This is a genomic window from Glutamicibacter sp. PAEs-4, assembly GCF_051161755.1.
Taxonomy (GTDB): Bacteria; Actinomycetota; Actinomycetes; order Actinomycetales; family Micrococcaceae; genus Glutamicibacter; species Glutamicibacter nicotianae.
The window spans coordinates 2,338,579-2,352,640 of the sequence record NZ_CP195017.1; the positions used below are offsets into that span (position 1 = coordinate 2,338,579).

19 protein-coding genes are annotated in these 14,062 nt (G+C 59.9%); 11 read left to right on the forward strand and 8 right to left on the reverse strand.

Annotated elements, in window-relative coordinates:
- Positions 1–3 precede the first annotated feature (3 nt).
- Together ACR9WD_RS11005 and ACR9WD_RS11010 are read right to left on the reverse strand one after the other, a co-directional pair.
- Positions 4–465 carry a GNAT family N-acetyltransferase gene (locus ACR9WD_RS11005; protein WP_434922069.1) on the reverse strand — a complete coding sequence of 154 codons (462 nt, stop codon included), beginning with the start codon at positions 463–465 and terminating at the stop codon, positions 4–6.
- A gap of 64 nt (positions 466–529) precedes the next feature.
- The gene (locus ACR9WD_RS11010; RefSeq protein ID WP_434922070.1) at positions 530–1,282 is read right to left on the reverse strand and encodes a class I SAM-dependent methyltransferase; all 753 of its coding nucleotides are present in this window, start codon (positions 1,280–1,282) and stop codon (positions 530–532) included.
- Between the two features lie 339 nt (positions 1,283–1,621).
- Between ACR9WD_RS11010 and ACR9WD_RS11015 the strand changes: the two genes are divergently transcribed.
- From ACR9WD_RS11015 to ACR9WD_RS11030, 4 genes are all read left to right on the forward strand, one after another.
- Positions 1,622–2,770: an acetyl-CoA C-acetyltransferase gene (locus ACR9WD_RS11015; protein WP_434922071.1), complete on the forward strand. Its 1,149-nt coding sequence runs from the start codon at positions 1,622–1,624 to the stop codon at positions 2,768–2,770.
- Positions 2,771–2,801: 31 nt separating this feature from the next.
- The gene (locus tag ACR9WD_RS11020; protein WP_158024637.1) at positions 2,802–2,945 is read left to right on the forward strand and encodes a hypothetical protein; all 144 of its coding nucleotides are present in this window, start codon (positions 2,802–2,804) and stop codon (positions 2,943–2,945) included.
- Positions 2,942–4,141: an acyl-CoA dehydrogenase family protein gene (locus ACR9WD_RS11025; RefSeq protein ID WP_434922072.1), complete on the forward strand. Its 1,200-nt coding sequence runs from the start codon at positions 2,942–2,944 to the stop codon at positions 4,139–4,141. Before ACR9WD_RS11020 ends, ACR9WD_RS11025 begins: the two co-directional genes overlap by 4 nt.
- A 64-nt stretch (positions 4,142–4,205) precedes the next feature.
- Positions 4,206–4,670: a phage tail protein gene (locus tag ACR9WD_RS11030; protein WP_121867091.1), complete on the forward strand. Its 465-nt coding sequence runs from the start codon at positions 4,206–4,208 to the stop codon at positions 4,668–4,670.
- 41 nt (positions 4,671–4,711) lie between these two features.
- Here the strand turns inward: ACR9WD_RS11030 and ACR9WD_RS11035 are convergent, their stop codons facing one another.
- Together ACR9WD_RS11035 and ACR9WD_RS11040 are read right to left on the reverse strand one after the other, a co-directional pair.
- Positions 4,712–5,554, reverse strand: coding sequence for an MBL fold metallo-hydrolase (locus ACR9WD_RS11035; protein ID WP_434922073.1), 843 nt, complete (start codon positions 5,552–5,554; stop codon positions 4,712–4,714).
- Between the two features lie 25 nt (positions 5,555–5,579).
- Positions 5,580–6,545 (reverse strand): RluA family pseudouridine synthase, encoded by a 966-nt coding sequence (locus tag ACR9WD_RS11040; RefSeq protein WP_434922074.1) that lies wholly within the window; start codon positions 6,543–6,545, stop codon positions 5,580–5,582.
- Between the two features lie 310 nt (positions 6,546–6,855).
- On the opposite strand from ACR9WD_RS11040, the gene ACR9WD_RS11045 reads away from it, so the two are divergent.
- Genes ACR9WD_RS11045 through ACR9WD_RS11055 form a run of 3 tightly spaced genes read left to right on the forward strand, consistent with a single transcriptional unit; the run spans position 6,856 to position 8,853 of the window.
- Positions 6,856–7,539: a histidine phosphatase family protein gene (locus tag ACR9WD_RS11045; protein WP_434922075.1), complete on the forward strand. Its 684-nt coding sequence runs from the start codon at positions 6,856–6,858 to the stop codon at positions 7,537–7,539.
- 10 nt (positions 7,540–7,549) lie between these two features.
- A complete protein-coding gene (locus ACR9WD_RS11050; RefSeq protein ID WP_434922076.1) occupies positions 7,550–8,089 on the forward strand; it encodes a DUF3090 domain-containing protein in 540 nt (179 codons plus the stop codon).
- A complete protein-coding gene (locus ACR9WD_RS11055; protein WP_434922077.1) occupies positions 8,086–8,853 on the forward strand; it encodes an SCO1664 family protein in 768 nt (255 codons plus the stop codon). Before ACR9WD_RS11050 ends, ACR9WD_RS11055 begins: the two co-directional genes overlap by 4 nt.
- 21 nt (positions 8,854–8,874) lie before the next feature.
- Here ACR9WD_RS11055 and ACR9WD_RS11060 read toward each other — a convergent pair whose 3' ends face one another.
- The gene (locus tag ACR9WD_RS11060) at positions 8,875–9,504 is read right to left on the reverse strand and encodes a hypothetical protein (protein WP_434922078.1); all 630 of its coding nucleotides are present in this window, start codon (positions 9,502–9,504) and stop codon (positions 8,875–8,877) included.
- 171 nt (positions 9,505–9,675) lie between these two features.
- On the opposite strand from ACR9WD_RS11060, the gene ACR9WD_RS11065 reads away from it, so the two are divergent.
- The 4 genes from ACR9WD_RS11065 to ACR9WD_RS11080 all read left to right on the forward strand — a co-directional run bounded on the left by ACR9WD_RS11065 (position 9,676) and on the right by ACR9WD_RS11080 (position 12,218).
- Entirely contained in the window at positions 9,676–10,371 is a 696-nt protein-coding gene (locus ACR9WD_RS11065) for an SDR family NAD(P)-dependent oxidoreductase (protein ID WP_434922079.1), read from the forward strand.
- A 95-nt stretch (positions 10,372–10,466) separates the two neighbouring features.
- Complete coding sequence (locus ACR9WD_RS11070; protein WP_434922080.1) at positions 10,467–11,306, forward strand: alpha/beta fold hydrolase; 840 nt, start codon at positions 10,467–10,469, stop codon at positions 11,304–11,306.
- 47 nt (positions 11,307–11,353) lie between these two features.
- Complete coding sequence (locus tag ACR9WD_RS11075; protein WP_434922081.1) at positions 11,354–11,740, forward strand: hypothetical protein; 387 nt, start codon at positions 11,354–11,356, stop codon at positions 11,738–11,740.
- Positions 11,741–11,924: 184 nt separating this feature from the next.
- Complete coding sequence (locus ACR9WD_RS11080; RefSeq protein ID WP_013349572.1) at positions 11,925–12,218, forward strand: DUF4287 domain-containing protein; 294 nt, start codon at positions 11,925–11,927, stop codon at positions 12,216–12,218.
- A gap of 20 nt (positions 12,219–12,238) precedes the next feature.
- Here the strand turns inward: ACR9WD_RS11080 and ACR9WD_RS11085 are convergent, their stop codons facing one another.
- The 3 genes from ACR9WD_RS11085 to ACR9WD_RS11095 all read right to left on the reverse strand — a co-directional run bounded on the left by ACR9WD_RS11085 (position 12,239) and on the right by ACR9WD_RS11095 (position 14,034).
- A complete protein-coding gene (locus ACR9WD_RS11085; RefSeq protein WP_434922082.1) occupies positions 12,239–12,472 on the reverse strand; it encodes a hypothetical protein in 234 nt (77 codons plus the stop codon).
- Between the two features lie 330 nt (positions 12,473–12,802).
- On the reverse strand, positions 12,803–13,792 hold the full coding sequence (locus tag ACR9WD_RS11090) for a Clp protease N-terminal domain-containing protein (protein WP_434922083.1): 990 nt from the start codon (positions 13,790–13,792) through the stop codon (positions 12,803–12,805).
- On the reverse strand, positions 13,789–14,034 hold the full coding sequence (locus ACR9WD_RS11095; protein WP_013349575.1) for a hypothetical protein: 246 nt from the start codon (positions 14,032–14,034) through the stop codon (positions 13,789–13,791). Before ACR9WD_RS11095 ends, ACR9WD_RS11090 begins: the two co-directional genes overlap by 4 nt.
- Positions 14,035–14,062 lie beyond the last annotated feature (28 nt).

Here is a 14,062-nt window from a genome sequence, read left to right on the forward strand (position 1 = left end):
CAGCTATTCCTTTCTCGTGCTGGTCACCGGACGCGTCCATGTACGGGCGCATGACTTCTGGTCCCCTGCCGCATGGTTGCTGGCCTCCCCGGTAGGCCTGTAGCCAAGGCTCGTCCAGAACGGTTCCGCTTCGGCGGCATTCGTATCGACAATTGTTATCCGGCAGGTGGTGATCGACGGATAATCCTGCACCAGCGTGAGTACCTCTTCATGGAGCTGCTTCCCCAACCCCTCTGCTTGCCTTGCGCCGTCAATCATGAGCAAACCGATGTGGACCGTGTCCGTTCTCGGCCAGCCGACAATCAGATCAGCGAATCCGACGAGTTCTGCATCCAGCCAAAGGCCAAGATCGATTTTCTGCTCGGCCCGCGCCGTCGGCGGCAGGGCGGTCAATGCCTCGATTGCGGCATCAGCTGCGGGAACTGCGCCGGTAACACGTTGCGAATACCCCGGGTTCCTTTCCATCAACCGCTGCAAGCAGGCTGCCTGTTCGATGGAAAGCCTGGTTAACTGGAGCTGCGAAGACCGCTTATCCATGAGCCGTCTCCCCGGTTTTTCCCTTGGCCGCTTCAGCTTCGAAGATCATCAGCGGCTGCTCGCCGTTGAATGGTTCTCGCGTCCAGTCGCCCCAGATAGCGCGAACCTCGAACCCTGCGGCGGAAAGATCTCTACTGATCTGCTCGGCGCTGCGGAAGGCCAACTCCAATTTTTCGACCACTACTTCCTGCGACTGCTCGAACTTGGCGTAGGACAATAGGCGGACGACTCCCGGGCTGCTTTCGTCGGCATCGAACCATTCGGTCAGCGGGCCGAATGGCGTCTGCCGAGTGGCGGCTTCTTCTGCATCCCACTTTTCCCAGGCACGCGTCGACGGGTTCCTGCTTTCAAAAGCCAGCACCGTGCCGGGCCTCGCGGCTTCGCGCAGTTGTTTCAAGGTTCGTTCCCACTGCTGGCCAGGGATGTGCTGGGCGACGTTCCCAGTCATCACCATCAAGTCGAAGGGCCCGCCCTCGATAGCCGAAGAATCGCCGTCGATCCAGGTGACTCTCCCAGCTTCGGGCCGACGCCTGGCGTAGGAAAGCATTACCGGTGAGGGGTCAACGCCTACGACAGTTCTTCGCTCGCCGACAAGCGTTACCGTCAAGAGCCCAGTGCCGCAGCCTAGATCCAGGATCCGTTCGGCTTGGGTTTCAGCCGCGAGTGCACGGTAATAATCATGATCCGGTCCATCGGGATTATCCGTGTCGTAGAGTTCCGTGATTCGTGGATCATAGTCGGTCATGCTCACGTGGTCCTCTTCTGTTCTCAGAGTTTTCGGTCGAAGTGCCGGGGTGCGCAACAATTCTTGCCTTGCCTAGGTGAAGCCGGCTCATTGCCGGTTGCTTCGATGCCGGCATGTACTGACCCGTCGGGCATCCTCCGGTCCGCACCAATCGCGCAATAATTCTTCGCATGGAACTTTGCCCCCGGCCGCTCCTACTAATCAGTAGTCGCTCCGGCACAAACTGCATATCCCCAAGCCAACCACATCAATTGTGACCTAGACAACTGATGGTGAATTGGGCATTGTTGGTTCAACAGACGTTTCCGGTCTGCTCGAAAACCCTAATGGAGGAGCCCCATGGCCGAGGCCTACATCATTGATGCGCTGCGTACACCGGTTGGACGCCGGGGGAAATCGCTGGCGCAGATCCATCCACTTGATCTCGCTGCGGCACCGCTGGCGAAGCTGGTGACCCGCAACAACATTGACTCCGAGCAATACGATGAGATCGTCCTCGGCTGCATCGACCAGCTGGGACCCCAGGCCATGGACATTGCCCGCAACGCCTGGCTGGCTGCCGGCCTATCGGAGCACGTACCCGGGACCACGGTGGAACGCCAGTGCGGCTCCGGGCAGCAAGCGGTCTCCTATGCGGCGCAGGCGGTCATGAGCGGCACCAGCGACCTCGTCGTTGCCGGCGGCGTCCAATCCATGTCCAGCATCCCGCTGTCCCATTCCAATTCCGCCGCCAAGGACTTCGGGTTCCCTGACCCCTACTCCGGCTCCAAGCGATGGGCGGCACGCTACGGCGAGCAGGAAATTTCCCAGTTCCGCGGCGCCGAAATGATGGCGGAGCGCTGGGGCCTGGACCGCACCCAGTTGGAGGACTTTGCCGTGTCTTCCCATGAGCGGGCTTTGAACGCCCAAGCGCAGGGCTACTTCGACCGCGAGATCCTGGCTCTGGATGGCTTGGCCGCCGACGAGGGCCCGCGCCCTGTGGACCGCGCCAAGATGCAATCACTGGCCCCGATCATCGACGGAGGAGTGCATACAGCGGCTACCGCATCGCAGATGTCTGATGGCGCCGCCATGCTGCTCATTGCCTCGGAGTCCGCAGTCAAGCGCTATGGGTTCAAGCCCCGCGCCCGCATCCACCACATCTCGGCTCGAGGCGATGACCCGGTCATGATGCTTTCAGCACCGATCCGCGCCACCCAGCATGCTCTGGCCCGCGCTGGCATGCGCATCGAGGACATGGACCGCATTGAGATCAACGAAGCCTTCGCCGCGGTGGTCCTGGCCTGGCAGCAGGAAACCGGCGCCGACATGTCCAAGGTCAATGTCAACGGCGGCGCCATCGCCCTGGGCCATCCCATTGGCGCCACCGGCGCACGGCTGATGACCTCCCTGCTGCACGAGCTGGAACGCAGCGATACCCGCTTTGGCCTGCAGACCATGTGCGAAGGCGGTGGCCAGGCCAACGTCACGATCATCGAACGCCTCTAGCTTCCGGCACCGGCCACGAAGGACACCACCCATGAGCGCATTGCCCGCCGATACGGCGATGAAACCCGATGACCCGAACACCATTGGTGCGCTCATGCGCTGCAACCAATCGGGCAAATTGCTCAAGCGCAAGTCGCGCGCTGAACGCAACACGGCTTCGGGCGGCGCCCAATGAACCGCGACCCGTGGGCACCCTACGAGCTCGCCACCGCGGTGGATGTCGACTACCTGTCCGCTTTCGCGACTGCCACCGACGAGGATCGCAGGCATTGGGCTCGCACCCGGCAATACGGCGAAGAGATCCTGCCGGTCATCAACGAGCACTGGGAGAACGGGCATTACCCGCTGGACCTGGTCCGGCGCATGGGCGAGCTCGATCTGTTCACCGACGGGCTGAGGATCCCCGGCCACGCACACTTCTCCCCGCTGGCCGCAGGACTCGTAGCCATGGAGCTGTCTCGTGCCGATGGCTCGATGGCCGCGGCAGCTGCAGTGCAGGGCGGTCTGGTCTTGCGCAGCCTAAAACTCTTCGGCAGCCCCGAACAGCAGGAGCAATACCTGGAACCGGTGGCTTCAGGTAAGTTGCTCGGTGGCTTCGCGCTGACCGAACCTCACCATGGTTCGGACGCTGTGGGCCTGGAATCCAGCGCCCGGCGCGACGGGAAGCACTGGATCATCAATGGGCACAAGAAATGGATCGGCAATGGAGCTGCCGGCGGCATCACCATCGTGTGGGCGCGGGATGTTGCCGATTCGCAGGTCAAGGGGTTCATTATCGACCAGGGCACCCCCGGCTACGAGGCCGCCCCGGTGCGCGGCAAGGGCGTGCTGCGCGCCATCGAGCAGGCAGAGATCCGGCTGACGGATGTTCGCGTCCCGGAGTCCGCCCGTCTCACCGGGGCGGAATCGTTCAAGGATGTCTCGCGGGCGCTGGTTGATACCCGGGTGAATGTCGGCTGGTCGGCTCTGGGCCATGCGCAGTTCCTCTTTGAAGCTGCACTGCAGTATGCCAAGCAGCGCACGCAGTTCGGCAAACCGCTCGCCGCACACCAGATGATCCAGGAACGCTTGGCGCAGATGCTGGCCGAAATCACCAACATGCAGTTGCAGTGTGCCGCCGTCGCCGGCATCCAGGCCGCCGGCCAGTTGAAGGACACTCAGGCATCATTGCTGAAGTTCCATAACACCCGCGCTGCCCGCAGGATCGCATCCACCGCGCGTGACCTGCTCGGCGGCAATGGAATCCTGCTGGAAAATCATGTCATTCGCCATGTCGGGGACATCGAGGCGCTGCACACCTACGAGGGAACGGAGTCGGTCCAGGCATTGATTCTCGGCAGGGATCTGACCGGCTTCAGCGCCTTCAGCTAGTACCGCGGAGTACGATAATGATGAATCTTGCGTTACCGCTTGGCCAACGACCGGAGGACTGCCCATGCCATACCTAGTCGATTTCAAGGACGTCTCCACCCAGGGCCTTGAGTCCTCGCCCGTTGCCGATGCACTCGCAGGCTTGCGCGCCAACGAAGCGCGTTATCTGAAGAACAAGTTCAACCACGACTTTGCCGTCGAGCAAGCGGCCGACGCTCACGACACCATTGCGTGGGTGAACAAGATTCTTGCCGAAGAACGCGACCTGCACATCGCATCCACGCCGCTGCAGGCGACCATCTTCGAGGCCGACGGGGCCAAGCGCGCCTACGTCTTCTACGAGTCAGGCCTGTCCATTAATGTCCTCTACGGCTTGGAACCCGGTGAGAAGCGCGCCGTCGGCTTCAAGCTCAGTGACGGCATGGAGGTGCCAGACGAGCTGCAAGAGAAGTTCAAGTTCGCGCGGCAGAAGTCCAAGCTGGCAGGAACCATCCGCGGCTCCTACTTCGTGATCAAGAACGAATACTGACCTTTCGAAGAATGGACTGCTGCCCCGCGCTTTCGTGGATCCTACTGGGCACCCGGCAACTGCGCGTAGGCATCCTTGGCTGCCTCTAGCAGGAAATCAGCAGGCCACAACGCGCGCACTTCAGCCGGGAACACGATGTCCTTCATGGCTGTGCCGTTCTGAAGCGCCGCACCCAGGGTCGCTGCGAGCTGCTCGAAGCAGTGCAGTTGCTGGATCACGAATTCCCTTCCCACAGGTTCCCCGTGGCCAGGAACTACCACGTCAGCGGGCTGGATGTGCTTTAGCAGGAATTCGAGCACTCCCGGCCAGCCCATTGGATGGGCGCCCGACCCGAACATCGGCGGGCCCGACTGCTCGATGATATCGCCCAGGAACCAGGTCTTGGCATCAGGAATATGGATCGCCAGGTCGGTGTCGGTGTGCCCTTCGCCCAGCGGGATTACCTCGATATCCCGCCCGCCAAGGCTCAGCATGCAGCGATCTTCCAGCAGGTGGCTCGGCGGTGTCAGCTGCACACCCTCCCAATCCATGTCGGGTTCGAGTTCCGGCGAGCGCCGAACCAACTCAAGCCGGGGCTTCTCGAATTGCTCGAAATGCGCAGGGATCCGGTGATGGCCGTAAATCGGGATTCCCTGCTGGGCAAAGAGCTGATTGCCGAAGGTGTGGTCGTAGTGGGCGTGTGTGTTGATCACCGCAACTATTGGAAGACCAAACTGCGCTGCGGCCTCGTCGATGATTTCTCGTGCCTCGCGTTCGCTATTGCGGGTATCGATAATCGTCACGCCGTGTCCGCCGAGCACCGCGCCAACGGAGATGTCCAACGGATCATATCGCCGCTGAAATACTCCCGGGGCTATCTGGTTCCAGTGTCGTTCAACCATCATCTGCCGTCCTGCCGGTTCTGCTTGGCTAGAGTCCTGCCTTCAGCAACTGTTTCCAGCGCAGCGGCATGGGTGCCTCGATCACCAGTTCCTGGCCATCGGGCTTGGGAATCACCAGCTTAGTCGCATGCAAGAACAGCCCGCGGCCTCCTAGCTGTTCAACACGGCGATTGAACTTCGCAAAACCATACCGGTCATCACCGGCAATCGGATGCCCTTGGCTTTGCAGGTGGACACGGATCTGGTGCTTGCGTCCGGTCATCAGTTGCACATCCAAGATGGTGGCGCGCTGTCCTACGCGTTGCCTTACCTCGACGCGGGTCTCAGCTCGCTGCCCGTGCGGGTCAACCACCACCTTGTCGGCGCGGCGCAGCAGCGGCGCGTGGATCGATTCGATACCCCGCTTCCAGTGCCCTGCCACGAGCGCCAGGTAGTGGCGTTCAATTTCGTCCTCCCGGTCCCGGAGCAACTCATGCAGATAGCGCAGCATGCTTGGGGTCTTCGCCAGCACCAGCAGCCCTGAAGTGTCGCGATCCAGACGGTGAGTCAATTCCAGATCCGGCAGTTCCGGGCGCAACTGGCGGAAAACTTCGATCACGCCCGCAGGATTATCGGTACCTTGGTGCACGGCGATGCCGGCAGGCTTGTCGATGACCAGCACATCCTGGTCCTCGTGCACCACAGTGTTGCGCAGCCGCCTGACCAAGTACTCCGGGACGTCGGGTTCTGGTGCCTGGCCCGGTGCCGCAAGTAGCGCCGGCAGGGTAATCTTGTCATTTTCGGCCAGCCGGTAGCCTTCTTGGACTTTCTTGCCGTTCACGCGCAGGTGCCCTTTGCGCATGAGCCGGAACAGTTCTCCTGCCGGGACCGTTTTGAGCCGGGATCTCAGGAACTTTTCGATGCGCCGGCCTGCATGCTCGCCGTCGATGACAATGGTGCGCGCCTGGGAATCAGACCGCACTTCTGCCGCTGGATGCTGGAAGACTCCAGGCAAGAACTATCACTCCATTTAGGGGCCATATCCAGTGGTGGATCATGGCGTCGCCGCTCACTGCGGGTCATTCTCAAGGGACTTCCGGGAGCCTGCCGCCCCGAATTGGCCAACCTTCATCGTACCCCGATGCCGTGATCCTCTACGAGTGAAGGATCGGGCAAGAGGACTGAACTCACAAAATCTTCAGGACCTATCACGCCGTGATGAACATGGCGCGGAGCAATTGCCGATCCTGGCGGCCCTTTGAAATAGGACAAAGGATGCCGGTCCAATAGTCGCCTGGCTTCTTCTCCATGACTAGGCTGGGTTCATGGCCACAGTAATACTTGTACGGCACGGACGTACCACCGCCAACGCCACCGGCATACTGGCTGGACGCACGCCCTCCGTTTTCCTCGACGATACCGGGGAAGAACAGGCGATCCGCACCGCCGAGCGGCTAGCGGCAATCCCCCTGGCTGGCATCGTCTCAAGCCCGCTGGAACGCTGCGTGCAGACAGCGGAATTCGCCATGCAACAGCAAAGCAAAGCCGCACAATTGCTGATTGAGCCAGAACTCTCGGAATGCGACTACGGCCTGTGGCAGGGCCGCAAGCTGCAGGACTTGGCTGCCGAGGAACTTTGGAAAACAGTGCAGTCCGCGCCGTCAGCGGTGACCTTCCCGGGCGGGGAATCCATGGCCGGAATGCAATCCCGGGCTGTAGCAGCCATCAGGCGCCATGACGCGGCGATCGAAGCCGAGCATGGTGCTGAAGCAGTCTGGGCGGCATTCAGCCATGGCGATATCATCAAGTCGGTACTGGCTGACGCGCTGGGCATGCATTTGGATCTGTTCCAACGCATTAACGTAGGTCCGGCGTCCGCATCGATTGTGCACTACGGGTCCGGCGCGCCCCGCGTGTACTCCATCAACACCGACGCCGGAGACCTCTCGTGGCTAGCCCCCGGCCTCAAGACAACCGATGCCCCGGTCGGCGGCGGAGCAGGACACTAAGGAGACTGAAATGACGGCAACAGTCAACGAATTCAACTGGCCAGATCGCGTAGTCATCGGCACCATCGGCGTGCCCGGGTCCCGAACCTTCTACCTGCAGGCAAGAGCCGGCTCGGAGCTTTCCAGCATCGCCTTGGAAAAGCAGCAAGCCGCAGTGGTTGCAGAGATGATTGACGAGATCCTGGATCAGCTTTCCACCGTCAAGGGCAACCCCTTCAACGTTCCCGAACATACCCCGGTGGAACTGGTCGACAACGATCCGCTGGAAGAAGTGAACGAATCATTCCGTGTCGGATCCATGAATCTCGGATGGGACGCCAGCGTGGCGCAAGTAGTGTTGGAAGCTTTCTCCTTGAATGAGGAATACGAAGAGACCTACGACCCCGACGGCCCCGGCGCACTGATGCGGGTTCGCATGCCGGTAGGCACAGCACGCGCCTTCGCCATGCGCACCCACGAGATCGTCGCTGCAGGCAGACCAATGTGCGCCAACTGCGGCTATCCGATTGATCCAGATGGACATACCTGCCAGGACGAGAACGGCCAATGAGCTCTTCGGATCTGCTCACCGCGCAGCTGGAACTGACCGGCCGCATCACCACCGCATCCAACGCCACGTTCCTGGGGAATATCGGCACCTCCAAGGTGGTGTACAAACCGATCGCCGGGGAACAGCCGCTGTGGGACTTCCCGCACGGTACCTTGGCCTCTCGGGAGATCGCGGCCTTTCTAGTTTCCGAAGCCTTGGGATGGAATCTGGTGCCGCGCACCTGGTTGCGAGAAGGGCGGTTTGGCGAAGGCATGGTGCAGCTGTGGCAGGACACCGACCCAGCACAGCATCCGGTGGACATTGTCCCCACCAGCAGCCTTCCAGTCGCCGGCTTGCTGCGAGTCCTTGATGGGCAGGATGAAGCAGGGCAGCAGATGAGCCTGGTGCATGAAGACACCCCTGCACTGCGGCGCATGGCAGTCTTTGATGCCTTGGTGAATAATGCGGACCGCAAAGGCGACCACGTTCTAGCCATGGCCGATGGCCATAGGTTCGGTGTGGACCATGGGCTGTGCTTCAACGAAGAGCACAAGCTGCGCACAGTGCTGTGGGGTTGGGTTGGGCAGTCCCTGTCCGAAGACGAGCTTGCTGGCATCACGCGAGTCAGCGATGCGCTGGGGGCAGAACTTGGCGCGGAATTGGCGGAACTGCTGACCGCTGAGGAAATAGCTGCCTTGTCCCGTCGTTGCCAGTCGCTAGTTGATGATGCGCATTTCCCGGCGCACCACGGTCAAATGCCCGCGGTACCTTGGCCATTGTTCTAAGACCATAGCCACGAGCTATCTTCAGCGACCTGTGAAAAGGCCACGCGCTGAGTTGACCAACCACATGACTTCGCTGGTCTTCATCCCCGCGACGCCAGGTACGTAGATGTTCGGATGGTGGCGGTTCCATATCGAACCGGTGGCCGGAGAGACCCGTGGGCGCAGCTCGGGCGCGAGCAGCTGATTGACGTTATGGTAGCCGGCGGCGGTCAATGGCATCACTGCCCTGCGGGTATAGGAAGAACCGTGTTCGGCGCGCACCATCTGGTGCTCGGCCAGGCCGAAGTCCTGCCACGGGATGGGTCCCACCCCACGCAAGGTCAGTCCATTGGCGTCGAGGATTACCGGCAGAGACTCAACCTCGCGATACCGGTTGCGCACCCGATGCCAGTGCAGCACCAGTGATCCCATCGCTGCCAGCAAGATCAGGCACCCGAGAAAGCCGAAAATTGAACCTGCCGAGACTTCCATGCCGGTGAATATGAGCACGGGAAAACCAACAATGACTTCCACTGCAAGCAAGCCGATCAAGCCAAGCAGGACCATGATCAGCGATTTCATTGCTTTGGACCAGCTCGCTGGTTCGCCTTCCAAGCAGATGCGTCCGGTGGCTTGCAAGGTATCCCACGCTTGGTTGGGACCTGTTTGCACGCGAACAACTTCTCCTGGGGCTTTGTCGCGGATGCTGTCCGCAGTATTCCAACTAATAATCTATACGATTGCCATTTTACCAACCATCACAAGTTCAGGAATAACGGCCAGTGCATCAACGTTGTTACCGGATAGTAGGCAAATTACTTTTCCGGAACAGGAGATCCACGTATGAGCGCACTGGTGATCGTAGGAGCAGGCCCAGGACTAGGCCTCAGCCTTGCTGAGAAATTCGGCAAGAAGAACTTCGATGTAGCCTTGATTGCCAGAAATCAGGACAATCTCGACGCCCTGCAGAAATCACTTTCCGAACTCAACATCAAAAGCTCCGGCTTCGCTGCCGATGTCACCGACGAGCAGCAACTAGATAAGGCCTTTACCCAGATTCGCGAGGCCTTCGGGCAGATCGACGTCTTGATCTACAATGCCGCTGTCATCGCACCGGTATCCGCCGTCAACACCACCGCCGAGATGGCCAACCAGCACCTGCAGGTGAACATCATCGGCGGCATCGCCAGCGCACAGCAGGTCATCCCTCAGATGGTTGAGCGCAAGGTCGGAGCCATTTTCTTCACCAGCGGTGGAGCGAGCGAACTAACTGCCACGCCAATTTTGACGACCTTGAGCATCGGCAAGTCGGGGCTGCGCGCCTACGCCCACTGCCTGCATGAAGAGCTATCTGGCCATGGCGTGCATGTGGGGATGCTTTCCATTGCCGGAGTCATCGAAGAAGGAACTTACTTCTCCCCCGACAAGATCGCTGACGAATACATCGACATGTATGAGCAGCGCGATGGTGCAGAACGCTTCTATATCGATCCGTCACAGGATTCGGCAGCAGCACTGAAGGAAACCTACAGCGAATAGCCTCAGCGCTCCCCTATCATCAGCAAGCCGCAGGCTCTTGACCGACGCCCGCCCACAGGTCATCCTTGGAACCGGATAACTAAGGCGGGTCACTCATGAGTACGGTTGAAGTCAACGGTGTCGTTTTCGGAATCAATTCCTTTGGCAGCGAGGAAGATCCATTGGTCTTGCTCATCGGAGGCACCACGATGCTCTCGTGGCCTGATGCATTCTGCGAAGCCCTGGCCGCGGGAGGACGCCATGCCGTGCGCTACGATCTGCGGGATTCTGGCGATTCAACGGCAGGGAACCCCTTGAAGCCCGCCTATGATCTGCGTGATCTGGCTGCCGATGCCGCTGCGCTGGCTGCTCATTTGGACGATCGACCGGCGCATCTGGCAGGAATCGGTGTCAGCGGAATGGTCGCGCAGGTCGCGGCGTTGGATCATCCCGGCTCTTTTGACGCGCTGACATTGGTTGGGACCCGTCCGGTGGCACCCGGACCGGTGGATGACGACTTGCCCGATCACGATCAGGCAACCATGGGCAAACTGTTTTCCCGGCCGATGCCCGATTGGATGGACCGCGAAGCCGTGGCTCGGCACTCAGCCGAAGGTTCGCAGATTCTTGGCAATGACCACCAAACTGCCAAGGTCCTTGCTGGTCGAATCTGGGACCGCACGGCTGGCTCCACGCCGGAAGTGCACATGGCAAACCAAATCGGAATCGTCTTCTCCAAGCTGGACTGCACTCCGCGCTGGCGCGAGCGGCTGCCCGAGCTGGAAATCCCAACCCTGGTGATCCACGGTGCGAAAGATCCGTTCTTCCCCGTAAGCAATGGCGAAGCCTTGGCGCGGGAAATTCCGAATGCTTCCCTGCTCGTTTTGGAGAACGCTTCGACCGTCATTCCGCCGTCCGACTTCGGTGAAGTTGCGGCCGTAATGCTGCAGCTCTAGGGATGCCTGCATCCAGTTCCTTGTCACGTCTGGTATAGGCTGTTCCCATGGATAGCCGACCGGTCCGAGACAAGGGCGAAGAATTCCGTCCTGACGAGCTGGAGGTCCTGGCTTTGCTGTGCAGCGGCAGCGACGATGAATCGGCAAAGGCGCGCCAGCAATTGAAGTATGCCCGTTGGGGCGGTTACCAATTCGACGACTGCGATTGCTTCTGCATCTCTTTTCCCAGCAAGCGCGATTGCGAAAGCATCCGCCACGCGGGCGGGCCATTCTCCACCGTTGCTGTTTCCAAGGATGGCACGGTCCTTGGGCATCTGGATCTGTGGCTGCTCGACGGCTACCTCCACTCAGTCGAATACATGCCGTTTGAAGACGACCCGGGACACCTTCCAACCACCCGGGACTACACTCTGGAATTCAGCGGCCGGAACTAGGTTCCACGCTCTGGCCACCGACAGGTCTTATCTGTTCTTAGACGCACGTCTTGACTTGCCTATCGGCCACCTCATCCAGCCTGGGCGTTGCAGGCCTGGCGCTCTGAGATCATTTCCCCTATGCGCAGCGGTCGATCAGGACTAGGATTCTGGGCAAGCTTCCGTGCATTCGAAAGGTTTAGCCATGTCTTTCCAAGCTTATTTGGACACGATAGAAAAGAAGACCGGGCTCACGCCCCGCCAGCTGCTGGAGATTGCCCGCGAAAAAGGACTTGGCCAAGAAGGTGTCAAAGCAGCGGAGATCTTGGATTGGCTCAAGGAGGACTACCAACTGGGCCGGGGCCACGGCATGGCGCTGGTCCATGTCATCCAGAAGGGACCGAACATCTCCAGCAAACACGTCGGATCCGGCGGCATGCACAATGACGACTCAGCTGTTCTGTGGCTGGACGGCATCGCAACCAAGCCTTCGAACTGAATTTGCCAAAGGAAAAGCTGCTAGAGCTCCTGCTCGCCTGCCTCGGTCTGCGCGTCTTTTCGCTGGTCTCGCACTGCACTGGTAGCAGCCGTAGCTAGAGCAATCACCAACGCGATCCAGAAGCTACCCAGTGCTTCGATCATCGTTCTGCCCGAAATCAGGCAATAGGCAACGACGAAGAGGGCCAACCCTGCAATCGAGACACCAAGATACACCGCGATGCGCCGCCAGGCGGCCTTGCCCAGTCTTCTCATTCGTTTCTAACCAATTCAAGATGCCGCTGGCAGCTGGCCCTGCATGTACCTGCCGGCAGTTGCTGCGGGGCTTCGGAGTTATTTATCCCATTAGAGCATGCGGTTGGGATTCCTGAATTCTCAAGACTTCTCGGCTGCTTGAGCTATTTGTTGTTCGGACATGAACCGCAAATGCCAGTGGACCACCCTCGCGCCCGCGGCAATGGCATCCGCTGAGGTTCCGGGGCTCAGGCAACTGCGATGCCATCCAACACGGCTAACAAGTTCGTGGCCTCCTCGATGTTGCGGCTGCACGTATCTGGACATGCCTGTTGCCTTGAGGCCAGACTCTTAGCGGTAATACCGGCTAATGGCAGCTGCGATATGGAATCGGTAGGTCCACAACCCGAATTTCTGAACCGGAAGCAAAGCTATCCATTTGATCTTCTGCCAGCCGCGCCGACGATTCGGCGTGATCCGTACCGAAAGCTGGGTGCCGCCAGTTGTCTCCTGCAACCCGAATTCAACCACCGACCCGCAGGCTTGTGGGGAGTCGATGTAATTGAATGACCAGGCCAGGCTTCCTGCTTGCTGCGGCTGGGTCCGTCGGACAAGACGGCGTCGGAACTCCGGCTTAACTTCTACGGGTTTCCCGTTCGGCCAGATAGTCGGAGCGGTGACAATCCACTGTTCGTTGACATCCTCCTCAGCGGTTGAGGGCTCGATAGTTCCAGCGCGTTGGTCCCAGATAGTGATGTTCTGCGGATCATCCAGGAAGTTCCGGACCGTTTCTACCGACGCCATGATGAACGCACCGCTAGTTCCAGCAGCTGGCCTGCGCCCTGAGATCCCGGTGTTGGACCCACCAACTGGCTTTGCCTCTTGTTGGGCCAGCGCTTGGGATACTTGCTGGACAGATACACCGAGGCGTTCGAGAATGCTGGTGATCATCCCGCTTGGTTCTGCCAGCAACTCACCCAGCACTGCCGATGCGTCTCCGCTCTTGCCCTTCTTGCTGGAGCGGACCAGCAAGTCCGTGGCGCGTTTGGTGAGTTCGAAGCCGTCTAATTCATGGAAAACTATGCGACCTGCTTCTGGAAATTCAGCATCGATGCCAAGAGAAGATAGCTGGGCATCGTGCTGCTGCTGAACAGCTTCCCTTGCTGCCGTCAGGGTGATGCCCAAGTCACGAAGGGCCCGGCCAGCAGCTTGCTCGCTGAGCACAAGCGCCAGGAACAGGTGCTCGATATCAGCGTCACGTGCCCCAGTGCGCGAAGCTTCCTCGAGAGCGGATACAGAAAGCCCATGGCTGGTTTGGGCAGAAAGGGCGAATTTGCTCATGTTTTCCTCCGGGGAATCGGAATTGAGGGATCTACTCGTCTGGCGTGCTTCTTATGCACAGCCTGCCGGCTGACGCCCAGAGCATCTGCAATTTGCTGCCAGCTCATACCTGAACGCAATGCGGATTCCACCTGACGCAGTTCAAGCTGGTCAGTCAGAACGCGCAATGAAGCTATCGCCCGCAGTCCAGTTTTCGGATCGCTGGTATCTGCCGCAGCCGACGCAATTTGAGATGACTCCACTCTGTCAACCTATGTTGCTACCGACCTG